Source organism: Streptomyces sp. NPDC024687, assembly GCF_055559055.1.
On the sequence record NZ_JBVHLJ010000005.1, the window covers coordinates 291,528 to 312,621 of the forward strand.

Genomic DNA, 21,094 nt, shown 5'->3' on the forward strand with positions numbered 1-21,094 from the left:
CGCTACGAGCGGTGGCCCCCTGCGACCCAGAGCCGGCGGCTGTCGGGTCGCTGTCGGTTTTCCGGGTGCCGGTAGCCGCCCACCGCCCCCGCCCCCTCGGTACTCTTACGCCCATGTACGGCTACGACCAGAACGCTGGTGCCCAGCAGCAGTACGGCGTCCCGCCGCAGCAGCCCATGGCCGGCGGTGTGGGCGGGTACGGCCAGCAGCCGCCGCTGTACCCCGAGCCGTCCCCGCCCTCGCTCGCGGACGCGGTGCGTGCCTTCACCACCGGACAGCTGGCGGCGGAGGACTTCCAGCAGGTCTTCGCCACCTCCAAGGTCTACTGCCCGCGCGGCGACAACCCCGGGTTCCTCGCCCTGCACAACACCCAGCAGCCGGTGATCCCCATGTTCACCACGCTCAAGGAACTGCGGCGGTACGCGGGCAAGGAGTCCAAGTACTTCGTCATCACCGGCGCCGAGGTCCTCGACCTGCTGCCCACGGGCTACGGCTTCGTCCTCGACATGGAGGGCGAGCACCGGATCGTCTTCGACGCGAAGGCCGTGGAGCAGATGGTCGAGTTCGCGATGCGCAGGATGTACGGGTAACGCGCTCACGGGGTTCCCAGGCGCAGTGACAGGCCGTCCAGGACGATGTCCAGGGCGGCCTCGAATTTCGCCTCCCGCAGGGCTGCCGGATCCGTCGTGGCCGCCTCCTCGGTCTCGGCGTAACCCTGCGCCAGATGGCTGTGCGGGGCCGTGGCCTGCTGCACCGCGGGGAGCAGGCGGGCGATGAGGCCCGACTCGGAGTCCCCGGAGCGGCTGACGGTGGTGAGCCAGGCCGCCTCCGTGGTGCTCATACCGATCACGTACGACAGCACCGCGTCGATCGCCGTGCCGGGATCCGGGAATCCGGCGGCCGTGAACAGGGCCGCCAGCCGCTCCGAGTAGGACATGAGGTTGGGGCCCAGATAGGCGAGGCCCGCCTGGCCGAGGACCGGGGGCAGCCACGGGTGCCGCAGGGCCGTCGTACGGAAGGAACGGGCCGCCTCCGTGACGGCCGCCCGCCAGTCGGGGCCGTCCGCCGACGGGACGTGGATCTCCGCGGCGACCTCGTCCACCGCCAGCTCCATCAGCTCGTCCTTCGTGGCCACGTGCCGGTAGAGCGAGGCCGCGCCGGCGTTCAGCCGGGTGGCGAGCTTGCGCATGCTCAGCGCCTCGACGCCCTCCGCGTCCAGCATGACGATCGCCTCGCGCACGATCGCGGCACGGCTGAGCGCCGGCTGGTCGGGCTCGCGCTGGGGGCGCGCCCAGACGGAGGGGATGGGGGTCGGCTTCGTCGTCATCGGTACTCCTGCTCCTGCGACGCGACCTGCTGCGTACATCGTTCGCGCCAAGCGTACAGGAATTGATACTTGCGTACAGTGTTCCGGTCTGCGTACAGTGTTCGCAACGAGGGAACGGTGTCACGAAGCCGGAGGGGAATCGTCATGGACGCCTTGGAAGTGCGCAATCCGCGCCGCTGGTGGATCTTGGTCGTGCTCTGCCTGAGCAGCCTGGTGCTCGTCGTCGACAGCATGGCGCTGACCGTCGCGGTCCCGGTCATGACCGAGGAGATCGGAGCGAGCGCCCAGGACACCCAGTGGATCCTGGACTCCTACATCCTGGTCTTCGCCGGCCTGCTGCTCACCTCGGGCAGCCTGGGTGACCGGTTCGGCCGCCGCAAGGTGATGCTGATAGGACTCCTGCTCTTCGGTGCCGCCTCACTGGCCGCGATCTGGTGCACCACCCCCGGCGAGGTGATAGCCGTCCGCGTCGCCATGGGCGTCGGAGGCGCGCTGATCATGCCGTCCACACTCTCGATCCTCATCACCGTCTTCGACGAGGACGAGCGCGGCCGGGCGATGGCGGCCTGGAGCTCGGTGGCGATGCTCGGCCTGGTCGGCAGCCCCGTGCTCGGCGGGGTCCTGATCGACCACTTCTCCTGGCAGTCGATCTTCCTCCTCAACGTTCCGGTCGTGGCCCTCGCGATCATCGCCGGTCTGACGCTGATGCCGGAGTCGAAGGCACCCTGGCAGAAGGCCGACCCGCTGGGCGCGTTGCTGTCGGCGGCCGGGATGACCGCCCTGGTGTGGTGGATCATCGAGCTCCCGCAGCACGGCGTGTGGACGGCCGCCCTGCCCGTGGCCCTCGTGTCCCTGGCCGGCTTCGTCATCTGGGAGAACGTCACGAAGTCCCCCATGGTCCCGCTCGTCCTCTTCAAGCACCGCAACTTCAGCGGCGGTTCGCTCTCCCTGGCCCTGGTCCAGACGGGCAACGGCGGCCTGCTCCTGGTGCTCACCCAGTACCTCCAGTTCGTGCTCGGCTACTCACCGGTCACGGCGGGCCTGGCCTTCCTGCCGCTGGCGGTCGCGGCCCTGCTGGGCAACGGCGTGGGGGTCAAGCTCGCCGCGAAGTACGGCAACCGGTGGGTGATCCTCGTGGGCATGCTGGTGATGGCGGCCTGCTTCGCCCTGCTGACCACGGTCTCGGCGGACTCCGGCTTCACCGTCCCGGCCGTCGCGCTCGGCCTGCTCGGGCTGGGTGCGGGCCTGGCGATGCCGGCTGCGGTGGCGGCGCTGATGGGCACCATCCCCGAGGACAAGGCGGGCGTCGGCTCGGCCCTGAACGACACCGTCCAGCAGGCCGGCACCGCACTGGGCATCGCGATCCTGGGTTCGCTCCTGTCGAACGGCTTCGCGCACCGGATGCCCGAGGGCACGCCGGAGCAGGCGAGGCACTCGATAGCCGGAGCGACCGCTCTGAAGGACCCTGGGCTGCTGGCGGCGGCCCGCGAGGCCTTCACCGCCTCCATGTCGACGACCTTCACGATCAGCGCGATCGGCGTCCTGGCGGCGGCGCTGCTGGCGACGCTGGTGATGCGGGACGACCGGCCGGTACCGGAGAAGATCGCCGATCGGGAACCGGAGCTCGCCGCCTGACCTCTTCAGGGGGTGCGAGGTCTGGGAGAAGCCTGGAGGGAATGCCCTCCGGGCTTCTGTCGTTAGAGGTGGCGGAAAGTTCAACGCTCAACTAAACTCGATCCACAAGGAGGTACCGACATGCCTGCAGTGACTGTCGACAACCCGCTGACCCTGCCGCGCGTGGCCGCGACGGCGGACGCGGTGGCCCGTCCCGTCCTCGGCGTGACGACCGCGCCGAGTGGATTCGAGGGCGAGGGATTCCCGGTGCGCCGGGCGTTCGCCGGGATCCATTACCGGCACCTGGACCCGTTCATCATGATGGACCAGATGGGTGAGGTGGAGTACGCGCCGGGTGAACCGAAGGGAACCCCCTGGCATCCGCACCGCGGCTTCGAGACCGTCACGTACATCATCGACGGGATCTTCGACCACCAGGACTCGCAGGGCGGTGGCGGCACCATCACCAACGGCGACACCCAGTGGATGACGGCCGGTTCGGGTCTGCTCCACATCGAGGCGCCGCCGGAGGCGCTCGTCATGTCGGGCGGCCTCTTCCACGGCCTCCAGCTGTGGGTGAACCTGCCGGCCAAGGACAAGATGATGGCGCCGCGGTACCAGGACATCCGGGGCGGCAACGTGCAGTTGCTGTCGACGCCGGACGGTGGCGCGCTGCTCCGTGTCATCGCCGGTGAGCTGGACGGTCACCAGGGTCCCGGCATCACCCACACCCCGATCACGATGATCCACGCGACGCTGGCGCCGGGTGCGGAGCTCACCCTTCCGTGGCGTGAGGACTTCAACGGTCTGGCGTACGTGCTGGCGGGTCGCGGTTCGGTGGGGGCGGAGCGCCGGCCGATCCACCTGGGCCAGACCGCGGTCTTCGGAGCCGGCGGCTCCCTGACCGTCCGTGCGGACGAGAAGCAGGACTCCCACACGCCGGACATGGAGGTCGTCCTGCTGGGCGGACAGCCGATCCGTGAGCCGATGGCGCACTACGGCCCGTTCGTCATGAACACCCGTGAGGAACTCCAGCAGGCGTTCGACGACTTCCAGAAGGGACGGCTGGGGACGGTCCCGGCGGTCCATGGAATGACCGAGGGCGGGCTGTAGGTCCTCCGGTACGGATGCTAGTTCCGCCCCTCGGATCACCCGAGGGGCGAACGGAGATGACCTCTCCCCCTGGCCTCAGGCCGCGCCTTCGGGCTTCTCCCAGGTGGTGACGTCCATGGTGACGGACGACAGGCCGCCCGCGTAGTTCGCGTCGTCCGCCTGCCAGCCGAGGACGGTGATGGCCGCGACCCGGTTCTCGTCGGTGAGCACGCACGCCGTGAGTCCCTTGCGGATGTTCGTCTGGTCGACGGCGAATCCGAAGTCGGTGGCCGCGGCGCAACTCTCGGCGGTCGCGGGGCCGTTGAGGGTGGCGAGGTCGCCGTGCCACCCGACGATGGTGTAACCGTCGTCGGCGTTCGCCGGCAAGGAGAAGGCGATGTCGGGCGAGCGGCTGGTGAAGTCCAGGTCCACGGTGGAGTCGGATCGCAGGATGACCTTGCGGTGCTCCCGTACCGCCGGCTCCGCGTCGGCAGCCTGAGTGACACCCGGCGTCGGGGACGTCGGCGGGTCGGACTTCGTCGGGTCGGCGGCGGCGGCCCCGCCCGAGGTCGCGCTCGTGCTCGGTGCCACGCTCGCACCGCTCGGGTTGCCCTGGGCCTGGCCGGACAGCGTCAGATAGGCCGCCGCGCCGGCCGAGGCCAGCACGGCGAGGGCCATCAGGGCTTTGGTCGAGCCCTTGAACGAGAACCCACCGGTCCCCACCGTGATGTGGTTGGCGGGATCGCGTTGGCCGCCTTCGTACGACAGTGAGAACGAGGACCCCTTGCCGCGGTCCTTCGGGGATGCGGGCTTGCCCATGCGACGTCCTTGTGTGCGGTCGGGTCACGGCCAGGGCACACATCGTGCAGGCGGTACGGCAGCCGTCGACGCCACTCGCTCGGTGCGCACCTGAACGGGTGACGGTGGGGCGGGTGTTGACGTCTGGTCCCTGCCCCCGTGCTACGCGGAGGGCTCGCCCGAGGACTCGTACAGCTCGAACCAGATGCTCTTGCCCTGGCCCTGGGGGTCCACCCCCCACATGTCCGCCAGGAGTTCGATCAGCATCAGGCCGCGGCCCGAGGAGGCCAGTTCGCCGGGGCGGCGTTTGTGCGGGAGATCGTCGCTGGTGTCGGTGACCTCGATCCGCATCCGACGCTCCCCCGCCTCACCGCGGACCTCCGCGAGCAGCAGCGCGTCGGCGTCGGTGTGGACGAGGACGTTGGTCAGCGTCTCGGAGAGCAGCAGGACCGCGGAGTCCACCTGGTCGGCGGAGGGCCAGTCGTGGAGCAGTTCGCGCAGTTGCTGGCGGGCCACCGCGACCCGTTCGGGTTCCGCCTGGGCCACCGAGAGCATCGTGCGGCGGACCGTGGGCCGTACGGCTGCCGGGTCGCCGCCCTCTCCCTGCCGGTGCAGCAGCAGGACCGCTATGTCGTCCTCGCGGCGGTCGGCGAGGGGGCCGGTGGTGTGGTGGGAGGAGGGACCGTGGACGGCCTGGATCAGGGCGTCGGCGAGTTCCTCCAGGTCGCCGTCGTGGGTCTCCAGGATGGCGCGGATGCGCTTCCAGCCGGTGTCGAAGTCGTGGCCGCCGGTCTCGATCAGCCCGTCGGTGCACAGCATCAGCGTCTCGCCGGGCTCCAGGGTGATCCGCGTCGTGGGGTAGTCGGCGTCCGGGTCGATGCCCAGCGGGAGGCCGCCTTGCGTGCGGCGGGCCAGGACCGTGCCGTCGGCCATGCGGATCGCCGGGTCGGGATGGCCGGCCCGTGCCACCTCCAGGACGCCGGTCACCGGATCGGCCTCGACGTACAGGCAGGTCGCGAAGCGCATGTCGGAGGGGTCGTCGACGCCGTACGCCATGCCGTTGAGGAAGCGTGAGGCGCGGGAGAGGACCGCGTCGGGGCGGTGGCCCTCGGCGGCGTAGGCGCGCAGGGCGATGCGGAGCTGGCCCATCAGGCCCGCCGCCCGCACGTCATGGCCCTGGACGTCCCCGATGACCAGGGCGAACCGTCCGCCTCCGGACTTCGTGCGGGAGGTGCCGCCGGGCAGCGGGATCATGTCGTACCAGTCGCCGCCGACCTGGAGGCCGCCGCCGGTGGGGACATAGCGGGCGGCGATGGTCATGCCCGGTATCTCGGGGCCGAGGGTGGGGAGCATCGAGCGTTGGAGGCCGTCGGTCAGTTCGCGTTCGGACTCGGCGAGGCCCGCGCGGGACAGGGCCTGGGCCAGCATGCGGGCCACCGTCGTGAGGACCGAGCGCTCGTCCGGTGTGAACGCGACCGGGTAGGCGAAGCCCGCCATCCACGCGCCCATCGTGCGGCCGGCCACCGTCAGCGGCAGGAACGCCCAGGACTGGCGGTCGAAGCGCTGGGCGAGCGGCCAGGTGACCGGATAGCGGGAGCGGTAGGCCTCGGGGCTGGAGAGGTAGACGGCACGGCCGGTGCGCACGACCTCGGCGGCCGGGTAGTCCGTCTCCAGGGACATGTGGGAGAAGGGGCTCTCGTCGCCGGGCTGCTGTCCGTGGTGGCCGATGATCGTGAGGCGGTCGCCCTCGACGCCGAAGACGGCCAGGCCGTCGGGGCTGAAGCCCGGCATGGACAGGCCCGCGGCCACCCGCAGCACCTCGGCGGTGGAGCGGGCCTCGGCCAGGGCGCGGCCGGCGTCCAGCAGGAAGGCCTCGCGGGAGCGCCGCCAGTCCCCGGTGATGGCGGTGCGGCCGGCGGGGGTGCCGGGGGTCGGCTCGGTGACCTGCTGGAGGGTGCCGATCAGCTGGAACGACTTCTTTTCCTTGTCGTACGACGGCTTGGAGCGGCTGCGCACGGTACGGGTCACCAGGCCGCGCTCGTCCATGATCCGGATCCGGACCTCTGCGAGGGTGTCCTCGGCGACGGCGAGCCCGACGACGCTGATGATCTCGTTCCAGTCGACCGGGTGCAGCCGGGCCCGGGCCTGGGCCTCCGTGAGGGTGGTCCGCTCGGGGGGCAGCCCGAGGAGCCGAGCCGCCTCCGCGTCGACGGTGACCAGTTCGGTGGCGGTGTCCCAGTGCCACAGGCCGGTCGCGAGGGCGGTGAGAACCTCCCCCACGGCGGGCAAGGGCTCACCAGTGCGCATTGCCCCACTTTAAGAACAGGAGATCGAGGAGTGCCACTGTTGGCCGAGTCGTAATGGTGGGGAGGCGATCTCGGGGTCCCCGGTAGGCTGGGAGCTGTTTCACGTGAAACACGCCCCTCGATCCGCGAAGACTGGATGAACGACGATGCATCGGTACAGGTCCCACACCTGCGGCGAGCTCCGCGCCTCTGACGTCGGTACCGACGTCCGGCTGAGTGGCTGGCTGCACAATCGGCGCGACCTGGGCGGCATCCTCTTCATCGATCTGCGCGACCACTACGGCATCACCCAGCTGGTCGCCCGTCCGGGCACGCCCGCGTACGAGGCCCTCGACAAGCTGACCAAGGAGTCCACGGTCCGCGTCGACGGCAAGGTCGTCTCCCGTGGCACCGAGAACGTCAACCCAGACCTGCCCACCGGTGAGGTCGAGGTCGAGGTCGGCGAGGTCGAGCTGCTCGGCGCGGCCGCCCCGCTGCCGTTCACGATCAACACCGAGGACGGGGTGAACGAGGAGCGGCGCCTGGAGTACCGCTTCCTCGACCTGCGCCGCGAGCGCATGCACAAGAACATCATGCTGCGGTCGTCGGTGATCGCCTCGATCCGCTCGAAGATGGTCGCCCTCGGTTTCAACGAGATGGCGACGCCGATCCTGTCCGCGACCTCCCCCGAGGGCGCCCGTGACTTCGTCGTCCCCTCCCGCCTGAACCCGGGCAAGTTCTACGCCCTGCCGCAGGCACCGCAGCAGTTCAAGCAGCTGCTGATGATCTCCGGGTTCGACCGCTACTTCCAGATCGCGCCCTGTTTCCGTGACGAGGACGCGCGCGCGGACCGCTCGCCGGGCGAGTTCTACCAGCTCGACGTCGAGATGAGCTTCGTCGAGCAGGAGGACGTCTTCCAGCCGATCGAGAAGCTCATGACCGAGCTGTTCGAGGAGTTCGGCAACGGCCGTCACGTCACGTCTCCCTTCCCGCGGATCCCGTTCCGCGAGGCGATGCTGAAGTACGGCTCCGACAAGCCGGACCTGCGCGCCCAGCTGGAGCTCGTCGACATCACCGACGTCTTCGAGGGCTCGGAGTTCAAGGCGTTCGCCGGCAAGCACGTGCGGGCGCTGGCGGTGCCGGACGTCTCCGCGCAGCCGCGGAAGTTCTTCGACCAGCTCGGTGACTACGCCGTCTCGCAGGGTGCGCGGGGCCTGGCCTGGGTGCGCGTGACCGAGGACGGGTCCCTCACCGGCCCGATCGCGAAGTTCCTCACCGAGGACAACGTCGCCGAGCTGACCAAGCGTCTGTCGCTGGCCGCCGGTCACGCCGTGTTCTTCGGCGCGGGCGAGTTCGACGAGGTCTCGAAGATCATGGGCGCGGTGCGGGTCGAGGCCGCCAAGCGTGCCGGGCACTTCGAGGAGAACGTCTTCCGGTTCTGCTGGATCGTCGACTTCCCGATGTACGAGAAGGACGAGGAGACCGGCGCGATCGACTTCTCGCACAACCCGTTCTCCATGCCGCAGGGCGGTCTCGAGGCCCTGGAGACCCAGGACCCGCTGGACATCCTGGGCTGGCAGTACGACATCGTCTGCAACGGCGTCGAGCTGTCCTCCGGCGCGATCCGGAACCACGAGCCCGAGATCATGCTCAAGGCCTTCGAGATCGCGGGCTACGACCGGGAGACCGTCGAGGAGAAGTTCGCGGGCATGCTGCGCGCGTTCCGCTTCGGCGCCCCGCCGCACGGCGGTATCGCCCCGGGTGTCGACCGCATCGTCATGCTCCTCGCGGACGAGCCGAACATCCGCGAGACCATCTCCTTCCCGCTCAACGGCAACGCCCAGGACCTGATGATGGGCGCGCCGACGGAGCTGGAGGAGGCCCGGCTGCGGGAGCTGCACCTGTCGGTGCGCAAGCCGCAGCCGAAGTAGACGCCACTTTCCGAAGGGGCCCGAGACCGACGCCGGTCTCGGGCCCCTTCGCGTTCGCCCCCGCCGCCGCACAGCAAGCCACAGTCCGCTCCCACGCTCAGGACAGGCTTCTTACCTAGCTTCCATGTCCATGACGGGAAACCAGACGGACCATCAGCAGCCGGCCCATCAGCCGAAGCACAAGAAGGACCTGACGCGGCGCAAGGTCGTCGTCGCCGGAGCGGGCGCGGCCGTGGCGGTGGGCGCGGCGGGCACCCTCGCCGCGTCGGGTGCCTTCGCGGGCGAGACGAGCGCGAGCGCCGCCGCGAGCGGCAGCTCCAGTGCGTCGGAGGCCTGCTACAAGCTCACCTCGGAGACCACCGAGGGGCCCTACTACATCGACGCGGACAAACTCCGCCGGGACATCACCGAGGACAAGGAGGGCATCCCGCTCACCCTCGCCCTCAAGGTGATCGACTCCGAGACCTGCAAACCGATCGCCGACGCCGCCGTCGACATCTGGCACTGCGACGCGCTCGGCATCTACTCGGGCTACGAGGCATCGTCGACCGGTGGTGGCGGCACCGCCCCGACCGGCGCGCCCTCGGGCACACCGAGCGGGACCCCGACCGGTGCACCGCCGTCGGGCGCGCCGACCGGGGGCAGCGGTGGCGGTGTCCACCAGGAGCCCACCGACGACGAGCGCTATCTGCGCGGCACCTGGAAGACCGACAGGCACGGCCAGGTCACGTTCAAGACGATCTTCCCGGGCTGGTACCGGGGCCGTTGCGTGCACATCCACACCAAGGTGCACGTCAACGGCGAGTGGACGGACGCCGGTTACGAGGGCGGCAACACCTGCCACACGGGCCAGTTCTTCTTCGACGAGGAGTCCGTGCTGGCCTCCGCCGAGGTCGAGCCGTACTCCACCAGCACCACCGAGCGCACCACGCTCACCGAGGACACGATCTACGACCAGAGCGGCACCACCGGCGGCCTGCTCAAGCTGAAGTACAACAAGAAGGACATCGCCAAGGGCGTCATCGGCTCCCTCACGATGGGCGTCGACCCGGACGCGACGAACGACAACAACTGAGCCAACCCCGCGACCCACGTGGGAGAGCGCCCGGAACCCTTGCGGTCCCGGGCGCCCTCATTCGCGCCCCCCCTGTCCAGGAAAGTAACTCCGTCTAGGAAAGGAACTTGTAGCCCTGCCAGCCGGTCGAGATCTTCGTCCGTGCCCCGAACGACCCCTTCCCGTCACCGTTGTTGCGCCACAGCGTGCCGCCGGTGTCGCGGGAGACGAGGTCCGCCCTGCCGTCGTCGGTGATGTCCCCGACGCCGACGACGACGTTGTAGGAGCCGCCCCAGTTGGTGAAGAGCTTCACGCGGGCCTTGAAGGTGCCCGCGCCGGTGCCGTCGTAGCGGTAGAGGGTGTTGGACGTGTCCTGGGCGAGCAGGTCGCCGACGCCGTCGCCGTTGAGGTCGCCGGCGCCGACGATCTTCTTGTAGCTCTTCCAGTTGTCGTAGAGCTTCACGCGCGCGGAGAGCTTGCCGGTGCTGGTGCCCTTGTAGAGGTAGACCGTGCCGGTGGAGGTCCCCCGTGCGATCAGGTCGGGGCGGCCGTCGCCGCTGATGTCACCGGGCGAGGTCAGCACGTCGTACTGGTTCCAGCCGCTGGTGTTCAGCGTGGTGTACGACGTCGACGGCTTGACCGCGGATCCGCAGCCGGGCTTGTACAGGCGCAGGGCGCCGCTGCTCAGCCGGACCAGGACGTCGTTGCAGCGGTCGCCGCTCAGGTCGCCGAAGGGGATCGCCCTGATGGTGGTGGGCCAGCCGCCGGCACTGACCTTCTCGCTGAACCTGCCGGTCCCGGTGCCGCTCTGGAAGGTCAGGCCGCCGGAGGAGTTGAGGGTGAGCAGGTCGCCGCGGCCGTCCGGGCCGTCGGGGCTGACGAAGTCCCGGTGGACCGCCGAGCCGTGCAACAGGTAGCCCTCGCTGCTCGTCACCGTGACCGGGGCGGCGGTGCCCAGGCCGGTCGCCCTGAGCGTCCAGGTGAAGGCGCCGTTGGGGAAGGGGACCCCGCTCGACGTCTTGCCGTTCCAGTTCGCCGTCACTTCCGCCGAGGCGGCCCCGCCGGTGATCGTGCGGGTGGCCCTGCCGGTCGCGCCGCTCTGCACCGAGGTGAAGGTCAGGGACCAGGCGGTGACCGGACGGGACAGCTCCCACCGGCCGGTCCAGGCGGTCGTGGAGCCGGGCTCCACATAGCCCTCGGCCTCGGTGCGGAACGCCGTCACCGCGGACGGGGTGACACCGGTCGTGGCCACGTGCGTCTGCTCGAACGCGTCGAACCAGGCGACCAGACCCGTGTACTCGTCGACCGTCCACCGGAAGCGGCGATCCACGGCGAGCCCCGAGTCGGGCAGGCCGGAGGCGACCACGCGGGTGGTACCGGTCGTGGTGTCCGTCAGGACCAGCTGGTCGGCCTCGTGGTCGTGGCGGACCGTGAAGCCGTCGCCGAGCAGGACGTCACCGGGGGTGACGGGGACGGACTTGGCCGCCTTGGTGTCGTACACGCCCGCCGAAGCGCCCGAGCAGGACCAGTACACCCAGCGGCCCGCCGCCTGGAGCTCGCTCGGCACACAGCCGAGGTTCGGGACGTCGACCGTGGAGAGGGTCTTCCTCGTGGTCAGGCTGTACGAGGTCAGCCTGCCGGGCGTCGTGGTCGCGCTCCAGAGCGTGGAGCCGTTGAGGGCGGCGGCGCGGACCGAGCGCTTGAGCGGGTCGCCGTAGCCGAACTCGCCGATGTACTGCGTCGGGGTCGTACCGCCCGAGTTGTAGACGGCGTAGTTGTCGGAGACGTCGACGATCGCGCCGTCCGTGGTGCCGTAGGCCAACGTGTGGCCGGACCAGCCGTCGTGGAGGGCGACCAGCCGGTCGGCGTTCGGCAGACCGGTGCCGCCCTCGTTGGCGTCGTCGAACGTCTCAAGATGGACGTCCTCGGGGCTGTTGCCCCACAGGGCGGAGCAGGTGGTGCCCGGGTAGGGGCACTTCGCGGAGATTCTGTCCCCGTCCGTGGCCGCGGAGGCGGTCAGCTCGGTGCTGCCGTCGGTGGTGAGGGTGCGGACCGAGGTGGTGTCCATGGAGCTCGTGGAGCTGTCCTCGGCCACCCGCAGGCTGCCGCGGCTCAGGGCGATGCCCGTCTTGGCGTTCTCCAGCGGCGGCACCTTGACGATCTTCTTCAGCTGCGGGGTGCCGTCCGCGCCGGTGACGACTTGCTGGACCCACCAGTCGGCCGCGCCGGTGCCGCCGGTGACCAGCGCGGTCCCGTCGGGGGCGGCCAGCGGGGTGCCGTAGGACCGGGTCAGCAGCGTCTTCGTGGTGCCGCCGGCCAGGGAGACGGCCCGGACGGAGCCGCCGTTGGTGGCGAGGACCAGCCAGTCGCCGGCCAGGACGGGCACCGGGGTGCCGGGCAGGTCCTCGCCGGCCACCGGGGTGGTGTCGGCGGCGGAGAGGTCGGTGCGGGGCTTGAGGTGCAGGCCGGAGGCCTCGGTGTACCAGCCGACGCGGTCGTCGGTGAGCACGACCTCCGGCACCGTCTCCCGGGGCAGACCGGTGAAGGCCGGGGTCAGCTCGGCGGTGGCGAAGTCGAGGTAGCCGACGGTGTACGACGTGAAGTCGCCGTTCCCGTCGCGGACCGGGTAGGTGAGCAGTGCGCCCTTGGCGTCGCCGGTGCGCCCGAGGTTGCCCTCCCAGGTGCCGTCGGCGGGCAGGCCGGAGACCACGCGGTCGCGCTGCTTGCCGTCGACCAGGTCGACGAGGTGCAGCACATAGCCGTCCAGCTCCTGGCCGTCGACGACGCCGTTCCGCTCGACGGTGACGGTCGTCTCGCCGTACGTGCCCACGCGGGTGGCCGACTGGCTGAGGTCCACGGTCCTGAGGGCGCCGCCGCCCGGGCTCCACAGCGACACGGGGTCGCCGTAGGTGCGGTGCGGCAGGGCCACGGTGTCGGCGGCCTGCCCGAACACGCCCGAGGCGCAGCGCGCGGAGATGTCGTAGCAGCTGGTGGTGGTCGGCTGGTAGACGCCGGTCGGGCCCTCGACGGGGACGGTGGCGCCGTCCCCGTACCCCGTCCACAGGAGGCCTGCGACCCCTGACCTGCGGTGCAGGAAGCCGGTCGCGCCCGCGGCGAGCAGGCGGTCGGTGCGGGGGGTGTCGCTGCGGGGATCGTCCAGGACGATCTCGGTGGTGCCGGCCACGGCGGCTGTCGCCGCCTGCGCGCCGGTGTCCTCGGTGCTGGAGAACAGGGTGATCGAGCCGGCCGCCACCGCTACGGCCAGGGCGGAGACGAACGTGGCACGGCCCGCTCGTCCCGGGGCGTGTCTGCCCAACTGAGGGTCCTTTCCTATGAGTCAGCACACCTTATCCGCAGGTAAGAGAGGGGTGAAGGGCGGGTAAAGAGGTGCGGGTGGGGCGGTTGTGACACGTGTGCAAGAAAATTCGTGCGCTGCGGCAACCTCCCTGATTCCGGCGGCTACTTGAGGACGGAAGCGCCTTCACCGGTGCTCCACGAAACGCGCATGTCCCACCACCGCTCGTAAGGAATCCCCGTGGCTTCTGCCTCCCACCGCCGGTCTCTCCGCAAGCGCCGTACCCTCCTCGTCTCCGCCGCCGTGGTGGCCGCGGGCGTCGGCGCCGGTGCCGTCGTGATGAACGCGAACGCCCAGGCCGTGGACCTGCCCCACCAGACGCTCGCCGCGAAGGACGGCTGGGCGTCCTCCGGCACGGGCACGACCGGTGGCACCAAGGCCGACTCCGCGCACACGTTCACCGTCTCCACCCGGGCACAGCTCGTGAAGGCGCTGGGGTCCGCGTCCGACACCACCCCGCGGATCATCAAGGTCAAGGGCACGATCGACGCCAACACGGACGACGCCGGCAAGAAGCTGACCTGCGCGAACTACGCGTCGGGTACGGGCTACTCGCTCACCTCCTACCTGAAGGCGTTCGACCCGGCCACCTACGGCCGCTCGAAGCTGCCGTCGGGCACGCAGGAGACCGCTCGTGCGGCCGCGCAGAAGAAGCAGGCCGCGAACATCGTCTTCAAGGTGCCCGCCAACACCACGATCGTCGGGGAGCCGGGCACGAAGGCCGGGATCTCCGGTGGCATGCTCCAGATCCAGAACGTGGACAACGTCATCGTCCGCAACCTCACCTTCGCCGGCACCGAGGACTGCTTCCCGCAGTGGGACCCGACGGACGGCGACGACGGCAACTGGAACTCGAACTACGACTCGGTGACCCTGCGGGGCGCCACCCACGTCTGGGCGGACCACAACACGTTCACCGACGCGCCGCACCTTGACTCCGCCAACCCGAAGTACTTCGGCCGTGAGTACCAGATCCACGACGGCGCGCTGGACATCACCAAGAGCTCGGACCTGGTGACCGTCTCCCGCAACCAGTTCACCAACCACGACAAGACGATGCTGATCGGCAGCAGCGACAGCGAGCCGAGCGGCAAGCTGCGGGTCTCGATCCACCACAACGTGTGGAAGGGCATCGTCCAGCGGGCGCCCCTGTCACGCGTCGGCCAGATCCACATCTACAACAACTACTACGACGTCACGACCTTGAACGGCTACGCGGTGCAGTACAGCATCAACTCCCGCGCCAAGGCCCAGGTCGTCGCCGCGAACAACTTCTGGACGGTCCCGTCGAGCGTGAAGGTCTCCAAGCTGCTGTCCGGCGACGGCACCGGCGCCATCGCGGGCTCCGGCAACCAGGTCAACGGCACGGTGACCGACCTGGTCGCCGCCTACAACGCCGCGTCCTCGAAGGACCTGAAGACGACCGTGAACTGGACCCCGACCCTGACGACGGGCCTGGAGACCTCGGCCACCGCGGTGAAGAACCTGCCTGCGTCGCTGGCGACGACGACCGGCGCCGGAGTGCTCTCCTAGCTCACGTGTCGTAGGTCCCGTCCCAGGGTTCCGCGAAGGCGAGGCGGTCCGGGTAGAGCTCTGCCCACTGCTCGCCCTCGTCCTCGCGGATCACCAGGCCGAAGCGGACGCCGTCGTGGGTGACGCTGAAGGGACGGATCGCGATGTCCGTGTAGGAGCGGCGGGGGAGGCTGCGGAGCAGGGTCGCCCGGTGGACCTGGGCGCGGGTGAGGGGCGAGGCGTCGCCGCGCGGGTCGCGCTGCTGCTCGCCCCAGGTGCCGGCGCACCAGATGTCCGAGTCGCGGTAATTGCCCTCGGAATCGAAGGTGTGCAGAACCGCGTACAGGCGCTTCTGCTCTTCCCAGCCTTCCTCGAGGTGGAATCCCTCAGGGAAGGCAAATGTGATCGACGCCAGGAACTGACCCTCCGCATACCGCCCGATCGTCTCGGTGCGGTGCTTCGGCTCGTACGCGACAGGAATGACCCCGGGCACTGCCATGGCGCAAACCATACGGCTTGGCGCGGACACGGCAGTAGCGGGGTCCTTCCGATCGGTGTCCTCGGGCGATCTATTCGCCGCCGAAGCGCTCCTTGTACGTCTCCAGGTCCTCGTCCGTCAGCTTGGCGAAGAGGACCGGGGGGACGGTGAAGGGGACGCCGGGGGTGAGGGCGGTGAGGGCGCGGGCCTCGTCGGCGGAGATCCAGGTCGCGGTGTCGTCCTTCAGGGCGAACGCCTGGCGCATGGCGGACGACGTCGCCGGGATGAACGGCTCCGAGACCACCGCGTACAGGTGGATCAGGTTCATCGCGGTGCGCAGGGTCAGGGCCGCGCCGTCCTGGTCCGTCTTGATCTGCAGCCAGGGGGCCTTCTCCTCCAGGTAGGAGTTGCCCGCCGACCACAGGGCACGCAGCGCCGCCGCCGCCTTGCGGAACTGGAGCGCCTCCATCTGGGACTCGTATTCGGCCAGCAGTCGCGCGATCTCCTCGCCCAGCCTGGTCTCCGCCTCGCCCGGCTCACCGCCCGCCGGGACCTCCTCGCCGAAGCGCTTCTTCGAGAAGGACAGGACGCGGTTGACGAAGTTGCCGAGGGTGTCGGCCAGGTCCTTGTTCACCGTCGCCGTGAAGTGCTCCCAGGTGAAGGACGAGTCGTCCGACTCGGGGGCATTCGCGATCAGGAAGTAGCGCCAGTAGTCCGCCGGGAGGATGTCCAGGGCCTGGTCGGTGAAGACGCCCCGCTTCTGGGACGTGGAGAACTTCCCGCCGTAGTACGTCAGCCAGTTGAACGCCTTGACGTAGTCGACCTTCTTCCACGGCTCGCGCACACCGAGCTCGGTGGCCGGGAACATCACCGTGTGGAAGGGGACGTTGTCCTTCGCCATGAACTCGGTGTAGCGGACGGTGGTGTCGACGTCGTACCACCACGACTTCCAGTCGCGGTTCTCCGGGTCCAGGTCCGCCCACTCCTTCGTCGCGCCGATGTACTCGATCGGGGCGTCGAACCAGACGTAGAAGACCTTGCCCTCGGCCGCCAGCTCCGGCCACGTGTCGGACGGAACGGGGACGCCCCAGTCCAGGTCACGGGTGATCGCGCGGTCGTGCAGGCCTTCGTTGAGCCACTTGCGGGCGATGGAGGCGGCGAGCTGCGGCCACTCCTCCTCGTGCGCGGCGACCCACTCCTCGACCTCGTGCTGGAGCTTCGACTGGAGCAGGAAGAGGTGCTTGGTCTCCCGGACCTCCAGGTCGGTGGAGCCGGAGATCGCCGAACGCGGGTCGATCAGGTCCGTCGGGTCGAGGACCCGGGTGCAGTTCTCGCACTGGTCGCCGCGGGCCTTGTCGTAGCCGCAGTGCGGGCAGGTGCCCTCGACATAGCGGTCCGGGAGGAAACGGCCGTCGGTGGGCGAATAGACCTGGCGGATCGCCCGCTCCTCGATGAACCCGTTCTCGTTGAGGCGGCGGGCGAAGTGCTGGGTGATCTCGACGTTCTGCTCGCTGGAGCTGCGGCCGAAGTAGTCGAAGGCCAGCGCGAAGCCGTCGTAGACCGCCTTCTGCGCGTCGTGCGCCTGCGCGCAGAACTCGTCGACCGGCAGGCCCTGCTCCTTCGCGGCCAGCTCGGCCGGAGTGCCGTGCTCGTCCGTCGCGCAGATGTAGAGGACCTCGTGGCCGCGCTGGCGCAGGTAACGGGAGTAGACGTCCGCCGGGAGCATGGACCCCACCATGTTGCCCAGGTGCTTGATCCCGTTGATGTACGGAAGGGCGCTGGTGATGAGGTGTCGAGCCATCGGGGGCTGCTCCCAGGTTGGTCGTGCGGGTGAGTCGCTTCGCGAGTCTTGAAATCGTATCCGACATGGGTGGGCCGCCCGCTTCCCGTTTTACGGGGTGGGAAGCGGACGGCCCGGTGGTGCGCTGTGGTGATCTTCGGGCGTTACGGGCGCCAGTTCGCCAGGATGCCCTCGTAGATCTCCGCGTCCGTGAGTTCCTTCGGGGTCGCGCCCGCGAGGAAGTGGGACGTGTTGGGGAGCTTGAGCTTGCGGAGGTAGTCGAAGGCCTTGTTCTCCGGGTCACCGAAGGCGACGAAGGAGAAGAAGACGGCGGGGTGGGTCTTCGCCGCCTCCGTGAGGGCCTGGGTGGCCGGGGTCTTCGCGTCCGGGGCGCCGTCGGTCTGGAAGACGACCAGGGCGGGGGTGTCCGGGGACTCCTTGGTGTGGTGCGCGAGGACTTCCTCGACGGCCGCGTGGTAGCTGGTACGGCCCATGCGGCCCAGCCCGGCGTGGAGGTCGTCGATCTTGTTCTCGTGCTCGGCGAGGGTGAGCTCGCCGGTGCCGTCGAGTTCGGTGGAGAAGAAGACGACGTGGACCTTGGACTCGGGGTCCAGGTGCGCGGCGAGAGCGAGGGTCTGCTCACCGAGGGCCTGCGCGGAGCCGTCCTTGTAGTACGGGCGCATGCTCGCGGAGCGGTCCAGGACGAGGTACGTCTTCGCGGCGGTGCCGGTGAGGTCGTGGGCGGCGAGGGTGGAGGCGGCGGCGTCGTAGGCGGTGCGGAGGGTGGCGGGTACGGCGAGGGCGTCCCCGGCGGGACCGCCAGCGGGGGTCGCTTGCGGTTCTACGGCGGTCTCGGGCTCCGGAGTGGCGGCGACCTCGGCGACCGGCTCCGGCTCGGGTGCGGACTCGGTGGCCTGCGGCTCCGCTGCCTCCGCCGCCACGACGGCGGGCTCCTCTACGGCCGTGTCCTGCGCCACCGGTTCACCGGCGGCGGGCTCCTCGGCAACGGCCTCTTCGGCGACGGCTTCCTCGAGCGCGGTCTCAGCGGCCGGCTCCTCGGCCACGGGCTCGCCGGAAGGGGCCTCCTCGGAGGTCGTTCCCTCCGTGACCTGCTCCGAGGACGTGGCGTCCTCGGCGGGCGCCTCGGGTACAGCCACCGGCTCTTCTACGGCGGTGTCCTGGGCCACCGGTTCATCAGCGGCAGGCTCCTCGGCAACCGGCTCCTGGGCCACGGGCTCCTTGGCAACAGGCTCGCCGGAAGGGGCATCCCCGGCGACCTGCTCCTCGGCAACAGGCTCGGCGGACGTGGCGTCCTCGGTGACCTGCTGCTCAGCGGGCGCCTCGGGCACAGCCGCCGGTTCCTCCACGGCCGCGTCCTGAGCCACCGGTTCATCGGCGGCAGGCTCGTCAGGCGCCGCTTCCTCAGCGGTCGGCTTCTCAGCGGTCGGCTCCACGGTGGAAGCCTCGGCCTCTGCCGCCGGCTCGTCCGTGGGCTGCCCTGTCTCGGCCACCGGTACCTCAGCCACCGGTACCTCAGCCACCGGTTCCTCGGCTGCGGGGGTCTCGGCCACCGGTTCCTCGGCGGCCGGCTCCTCAGCCGCTGGTGCCTTAGACGCCGTTGCCTCGACCTCGGGCGTCTCGACCGCCGCCGCTTCCGCAGTCGCCTCATCCGCCCCCGCCGGAGGCGTCTGCTTCGGGACCGCTACGTGGTCGAAGGCGGCCGCGACCAGTTCGTGCTCGGAGTCGGTGGAGAGTGTGGCGGTGCGCGGCTCGGGGACCGTGGCTGCCGGTGGAGTCGGCTCCGGGACCGTGGCCGCCGGTGGGGTCGGTTCGGTCGCCGGGGACGGGAGCTTCGGCTCCGTCGCCTCCTGCGAAGGAACCGCACCCTCTGCCTCGGTGGCAGCGCCCTTGCGTGATCGACCGCCGAACGCGTTCCGCAGGAGAGTGAGAATGCCCATGTGCGCAACCCTTCGCATGAGTTGTAGCCCGTCAATCCCTGGCCAGGACGGACACGTAAGGTTAGCGGCCCCGGAACGCGATCTTGGGCAGGGGCAGGTGGCCGGGACCCCGGGCGTCAAGACCTACTTCCGGACTTCACTCGCGCGGGACGTCAACCGCATGGACAAACCCACGCCTACCGTGTCTGAACGGCCGGGGACTCGTGCAGCGTGACTTCCACCAGCAGGGCGCGGTGGTCGGTGTCCGCCAGGTCCAGGAAGCGGGCGTCGCTGGCGGAGAAGTCCGCCGACACCAGCACGTGGTCGATCTGCGCACCGATCGCCGGGGCGGTGCGGGCCGGCCAGGTGGACGTGCGGCCGGAGCCGGCGAGGCGGGCCGCGTCACGCAGTCCGGTGTCGAGGATCGCGCGGAAGGCCGCGTGGTCCTGGGAGGCGTTGAAGTCGCCGGCCAGGACGGTCGGGGCGTCACCGGCCGAGGCGGCGAAGTCCCTCAGCCGGCCCAACTCCCGCCGCCATAGGTCCAGTTGTCCGGGCAGCGGCGGCATCGGATGCGCGAGTTGCAGGCGTACGGCGTGCCCGCGTACGTCGGCGACGGCCCCCGGCATGCCCATGGTGCTGTTCTGGACCCCGGCGGCGGGCTTCAGCGGGAAGCGGCTGAGGACGACGGACCCCGTCGAGCCGGCGCCCTCCACGGACCGGCGGTACGGATAGCGCTCGGCCAGGGACCGCCGCAGCGTCGCCGAGCAGCCGTACTCGCACTCCTGTACGAACACGACGTCCGGCCTCTCCTCGCGGACGGCGGTGACCAGGGCGGCGGTGGCCCGCCCGAACTCGACGTTGGAGGTGAGGACCTCCAGTGAGGCGATCACCCGTCCGTCCGGTTCGGCGCTCTTGCCGTAGGGCGCGGGCGCGAGGAACCACGCCAGCAGCCCGAGGACGACCGCCGCCCAGATCGTCCCGGGCCACCAGCGGGTGAGCAGGGCGAGCGCCAGGCCCGCTGCGGCGGGGACAAGCAGCCACGGGAGGAAGGCGAGGAGCTGGGGGACGGGCGTGACGCCGTCCGTGTCGGCGAGCCGGCATCCGACGACCGCGCTCACGGCGGCGAAGAGCAGGGCTGCGGTCCAGATGCCGAGGCGCCGTCGGGTCACCGTCCCGAGCCTACGAGCGGGCGTCGACCTTCGCCAGGAACTCCCCGAGCACCGCGTTGAACTCCGCCGCCCGCTCCAGGTTCGGCAGGTGCGCCGCCCCCTCGAAGACGTGCAGCTGCGACTCCGGGAGCGCCGCGTGCATGGCCTCGGCGTCGGCGACCGGTGTGTAGGTGTCGTCGGCGCCCACGGCCACCAGCGCCGGGACCGTGACCCGGGTGAGCAGCTCCCGGTAGTCGGGGCGGGCGGCGCGGGCACGCAGGGCCGCCGCCGCGGAGGCGGGACGGGTGGCCGTCATCATGCGGTGGACGTGTGCCTTGACCTCGGGGGAGGCGTACGGCGCGACCATTTTCTCCAGCACCTCGTCGGCGTACCCGTGCATGCCCTCGCGCAGCAGCCGGTCCGCCATGGTGTGCCGGACCCGCACGCCCTCGGGGCTCTCCGCGGCCGGGAAGGTGTCGGCGAGGACCAGGCCCCGGATCCGCTCGGGGAAGAGCCGGTAGCAGTCCATGACGATCTGGCCACCCATGGACAGGCCCGCGAGAACGCAGGTCGGTACGTCGAGTTCGTCCAGCAGTGCCTCGATGTCCCGCGCGAAGCGCTCGAAGCGGTCGACCTCCTCGGTCGCCGCCGAGGCGCCGTAGCCGCGCAAATCCGGGGCGAGCACGCGGCGGGAGGCGGCGAACGCCTCGATCTGCGGGCGCCACATCGTGTGGTCGAAGGGGTGGCCGTGGACCAGGACCAGGGGGATCGCCGTCATGACGC

General features: G+C 70.3%; 15 protein-coding genes. 6 read left to right on the forward strand and 9 right to left on the reverse strand.

The genetic code is table 11. From position 1 onward, the window contains the following. Nucleotides 1–113 precede the first annotated feature (113 nt). Complete coding sequence (locus ACZ39I_RS21460) at nt 114–590, forward strand: SseB family protein (RefSeq protein ID WP_123990455.1); 477 nt, start codon at nt 114–116, stop codon at nt 588–590. 5 nt (nt 591–595) lie between these two features. Here ACZ39I_RS21460 and ACZ39I_RS21465 read toward each other — a convergent pair whose 3' ends face one another. Next, nucleotides 596–1,327 (reverse strand): TetR/AcrR family transcriptional regulator C-terminal domain-containing protein, encoded by a 732-nt coding sequence (locus tag ACZ39I_RS21465; protein ID WP_467245930.1) that lies wholly within the window; start codon nt 1,325–1,327, stop codon nt 596–598. A 144-nt stretch (nt 1,328–1,471) separates the two neighbouring features. Between ACZ39I_RS21465 and ACZ39I_RS21470 the strand changes: the two genes are divergently transcribed. Next, nucleotides 1,472–2,962 (forward strand): MFS transporter, encoded by a 1,491-nt coding sequence (locus tag ACZ39I_RS21470; RefSeq protein WP_467245932.1) that lies wholly within the window; start codon nt 1,472–1,474, stop codon nt 2,960–2,962. 120 nt (nt 2,963–3,082) lie between these two features. Next, nucleotides 3,083–4,054 carry a pirin family protein gene (locus ACZ39I_RS21475; RefSeq protein ID WP_467245934.1) on the forward strand — a complete coding sequence of 324 codons (972 nt, stop codon included), beginning with the start codon at nt 3,083–3,085 and terminating at the stop codon, nt 4,052–4,054. 75 nt (nt 4,055–4,129) lie between these two features. Here ACZ39I_RS21475 and ACZ39I_RS21480 read toward each other — a convergent pair whose 3' ends face one another. After that, entirely contained in the window at nt 4,130–4,852 is a 723-nt protein-coding gene (locus tag ACZ39I_RS21480; RefSeq protein WP_467245936.1) for a hypothetical protein, read from the reverse strand. 141 nt (nt 4,853–4,993) lie between these two features. After that, nucleotides 4,994–7,138 carry a SpoIIE family protein phosphatase gene (locus ACZ39I_RS21485; protein WP_467245938.1) on the reverse strand — a complete coding sequence of 715 codons (2,145 nt, stop codon included), beginning with the start codon at nt 7,136–7,138 and terminating at the stop codon, nt 4,994–4,996. A 145-nt stretch (nt 7,139–7,283) separates the two neighbouring features. Between ACZ39I_RS21485 and aspS the strand changes: the two genes are divergently transcribed. Both aspS and ACZ39I_RS21495 read left to right on the forward strand, forming a co-directional pair. Continuing rightward, entirely contained in the window at nt 7,284–9,047 is a 1,764-nt protein-coding gene (gene aspS, locus ACZ39I_RS21490; protein ID WP_467245940.1) for an aspartate--tRNA ligase, read from the forward strand. Nucleotides 9,048–9,177: 130 nt separating this feature from the next. Beyond that, a complete protein-coding gene (locus ACZ39I_RS21495) occupies nt 9,178–10,122 on the forward strand; it encodes an intradiol ring-cleavage dioxygenase (RefSeq protein WP_467246259.1) in 945 nt (314 codons plus the stop codon). 94 nt (nt 10,123–10,216) lie between these two features. Here the strand turns inward: ACZ39I_RS21495 and ACZ39I_RS21500 are convergent, their stop codons facing one another. After that, nucleotides 10,217–13,417: an FG-GAP repeat domain-containing protein gene (locus ACZ39I_RS21500; RefSeq protein ID WP_467245942.1), complete on the reverse strand. Its 3,201-nt coding sequence runs from the start codon at nt 13,415–13,417 to the stop codon at nt 10,217–10,219. 219 nt (nt 13,418–13,636) lie between these two features. On the opposite strand from ACZ39I_RS21500, the gene ACZ39I_RS21505 reads away from it, so the two are divergent. Beyond that, nucleotides 13,637–14,989 carry a pectate lyase family protein gene (locus ACZ39I_RS21505; RefSeq protein WP_467245943.1) on the forward strand — a complete coding sequence of 451 codons (1,353 nt, stop codon included), beginning with the start codon at nt 13,637–13,639 and terminating at the stop codon, nt 14,987–14,989. A gap of 1 nt (nt 14,990) precedes the next feature. Here the strand turns inward: ACZ39I_RS21505 and ACZ39I_RS21510 are convergent, their stop codons facing one another. From ACZ39I_RS21510 to ACZ39I_RS21530, 5 genes are all read right to left on the reverse strand, one after another. Further along, a complete protein-coding gene (locus tag ACZ39I_RS21510; protein ID WP_467245944.1) occupies nt 14,991–15,467 on the reverse strand; it encodes a hypothetical protein in 477 nt (158 codons plus the stop codon). A 70-nt stretch (nt 15,468–15,537) separates the two neighbouring features. Next, nucleotides 15,538–17,247 (reverse strand): methionine--tRNA ligase, encoded by a 1,710-nt coding sequence (gene metG / locus ACZ39I_RS21515; protein ID WP_467245945.1) that lies wholly within the window; start codon nt 17,245–17,247, stop codon nt 15,538–15,540. A 143-nt stretch (nt 17,248–17,390) separates the two neighbouring features. Then, on the reverse strand, nt 17,391–19,184 hold the full coding sequence (locus tag ACZ39I_RS21520; protein WP_467245946.1) for a VWA domain-containing protein: 1,794 nt from the start codon (nt 19,182–19,184) through the stop codon (nt 17,391–17,393). A gap of 176 nt (nt 19,185–19,360) precedes the next feature. Next, on the reverse strand, nt 19,361–20,332 hold the full coding sequence (locus ACZ39I_RS21525; protein WP_467245947.1) for an endonuclease/exonuclease/phosphatase family protein: 972 nt from the start codon (nt 20,330–20,332) through the stop codon (nt 19,361–19,363). Nucleotides 20,333–20,342: 10 nt separating this feature from the next. After that, on the reverse strand, nt 20,343–21,089 hold the full coding sequence (locus ACZ39I_RS21530; RefSeq protein ID WP_467245948.1) for an alpha/beta fold hydrolase: 747 nt from the start codon (nt 21,087–21,089) through the stop codon (nt 20,343–20,345). Between the last annotated feature and the right edge of the window lie 5 nt (nt 21,090–21,094).

Coding starts and splice junctions, on each gene's coding strand:
- ACZ39I_RS21460 (WP_123990455.1), top strand. CDS start 114: ATGTACGGCTACGACCAGAACGCTGGTGCCCAGCAGCAGTACGGCGTC.
- ACZ39I_RS21465 (WP_467245930.1), bottom strand. CDS start 1,327: ATGACGACGAAGCCGACCCCCATCCCCTCCGTCTGGGCGCGCCCCCAG.
- ACZ39I_RS21470 (WP_467245932.1), top strand. CDS start 1,472: ATGGACGCCTTGGAAGTGCGCAATCCGCGCCGCTGGTGGATCTTGGTC.
- ACZ39I_RS21475 (WP_467245934.1), top strand. CDS start 3,083: ATGCCTGCAGTGACTGTCGACAACCCGCTGACCCTGCCGCGCGTGGCC.
- ACZ39I_RS21480 (WP_467245936.1), bottom strand. CDS start 4,852: ATGGGCAAGCCCGCATCCCCGAAGGACCGCGGCAAGGGGTCCTCGTTC.
- ACZ39I_RS21485 (WP_467245938.1), bottom strand. CDS start 7,138: ATGCGCACTGGTGAGCCCTTGCCCGCCGTGGGGGAGGTTCTCACCGCC.
- aspS (WP_467245940.1), top strand. CDS start 7,284: ATGCATCGGTACAGGTCCCACACCTGCGGCGAGCTCCGCGCCTCTGAC.
- ACZ39I_RS21495 (WP_467246259.1), top strand. CDS start 9,178: ATGACGGGAAACCAGACGGACCATCAGCAGCCGGCCCATCAGCCGAAG.
- ACZ39I_RS21510 (WP_467245944.1), bottom strand. CDS start 15,467: ATGGCAGTGCCCGGGGTCATTCCTGTCGCGTACGAGCCGAAGCACCGC.
- metG (WP_467245945.1), bottom strand. CDS start 17,247: ATGGCTCGACACCTCATCACCAGCGCCCTTCCGTACATCAACGGGATC.
- ACZ39I_RS21520 (WP_467245946.1), bottom strand. CDS start 19,184: ATGGGCATTCTCACTCTCCTGCGGAACGCGTTCGGCGGTCGATCACGC.
- ACZ39I_RS21530 (WP_467245948.1), bottom strand. CDS start 21,089: ATGACGGCGATCCCCCTGGTCCTGGTCCACGGCCACCCCTTCGACCAC.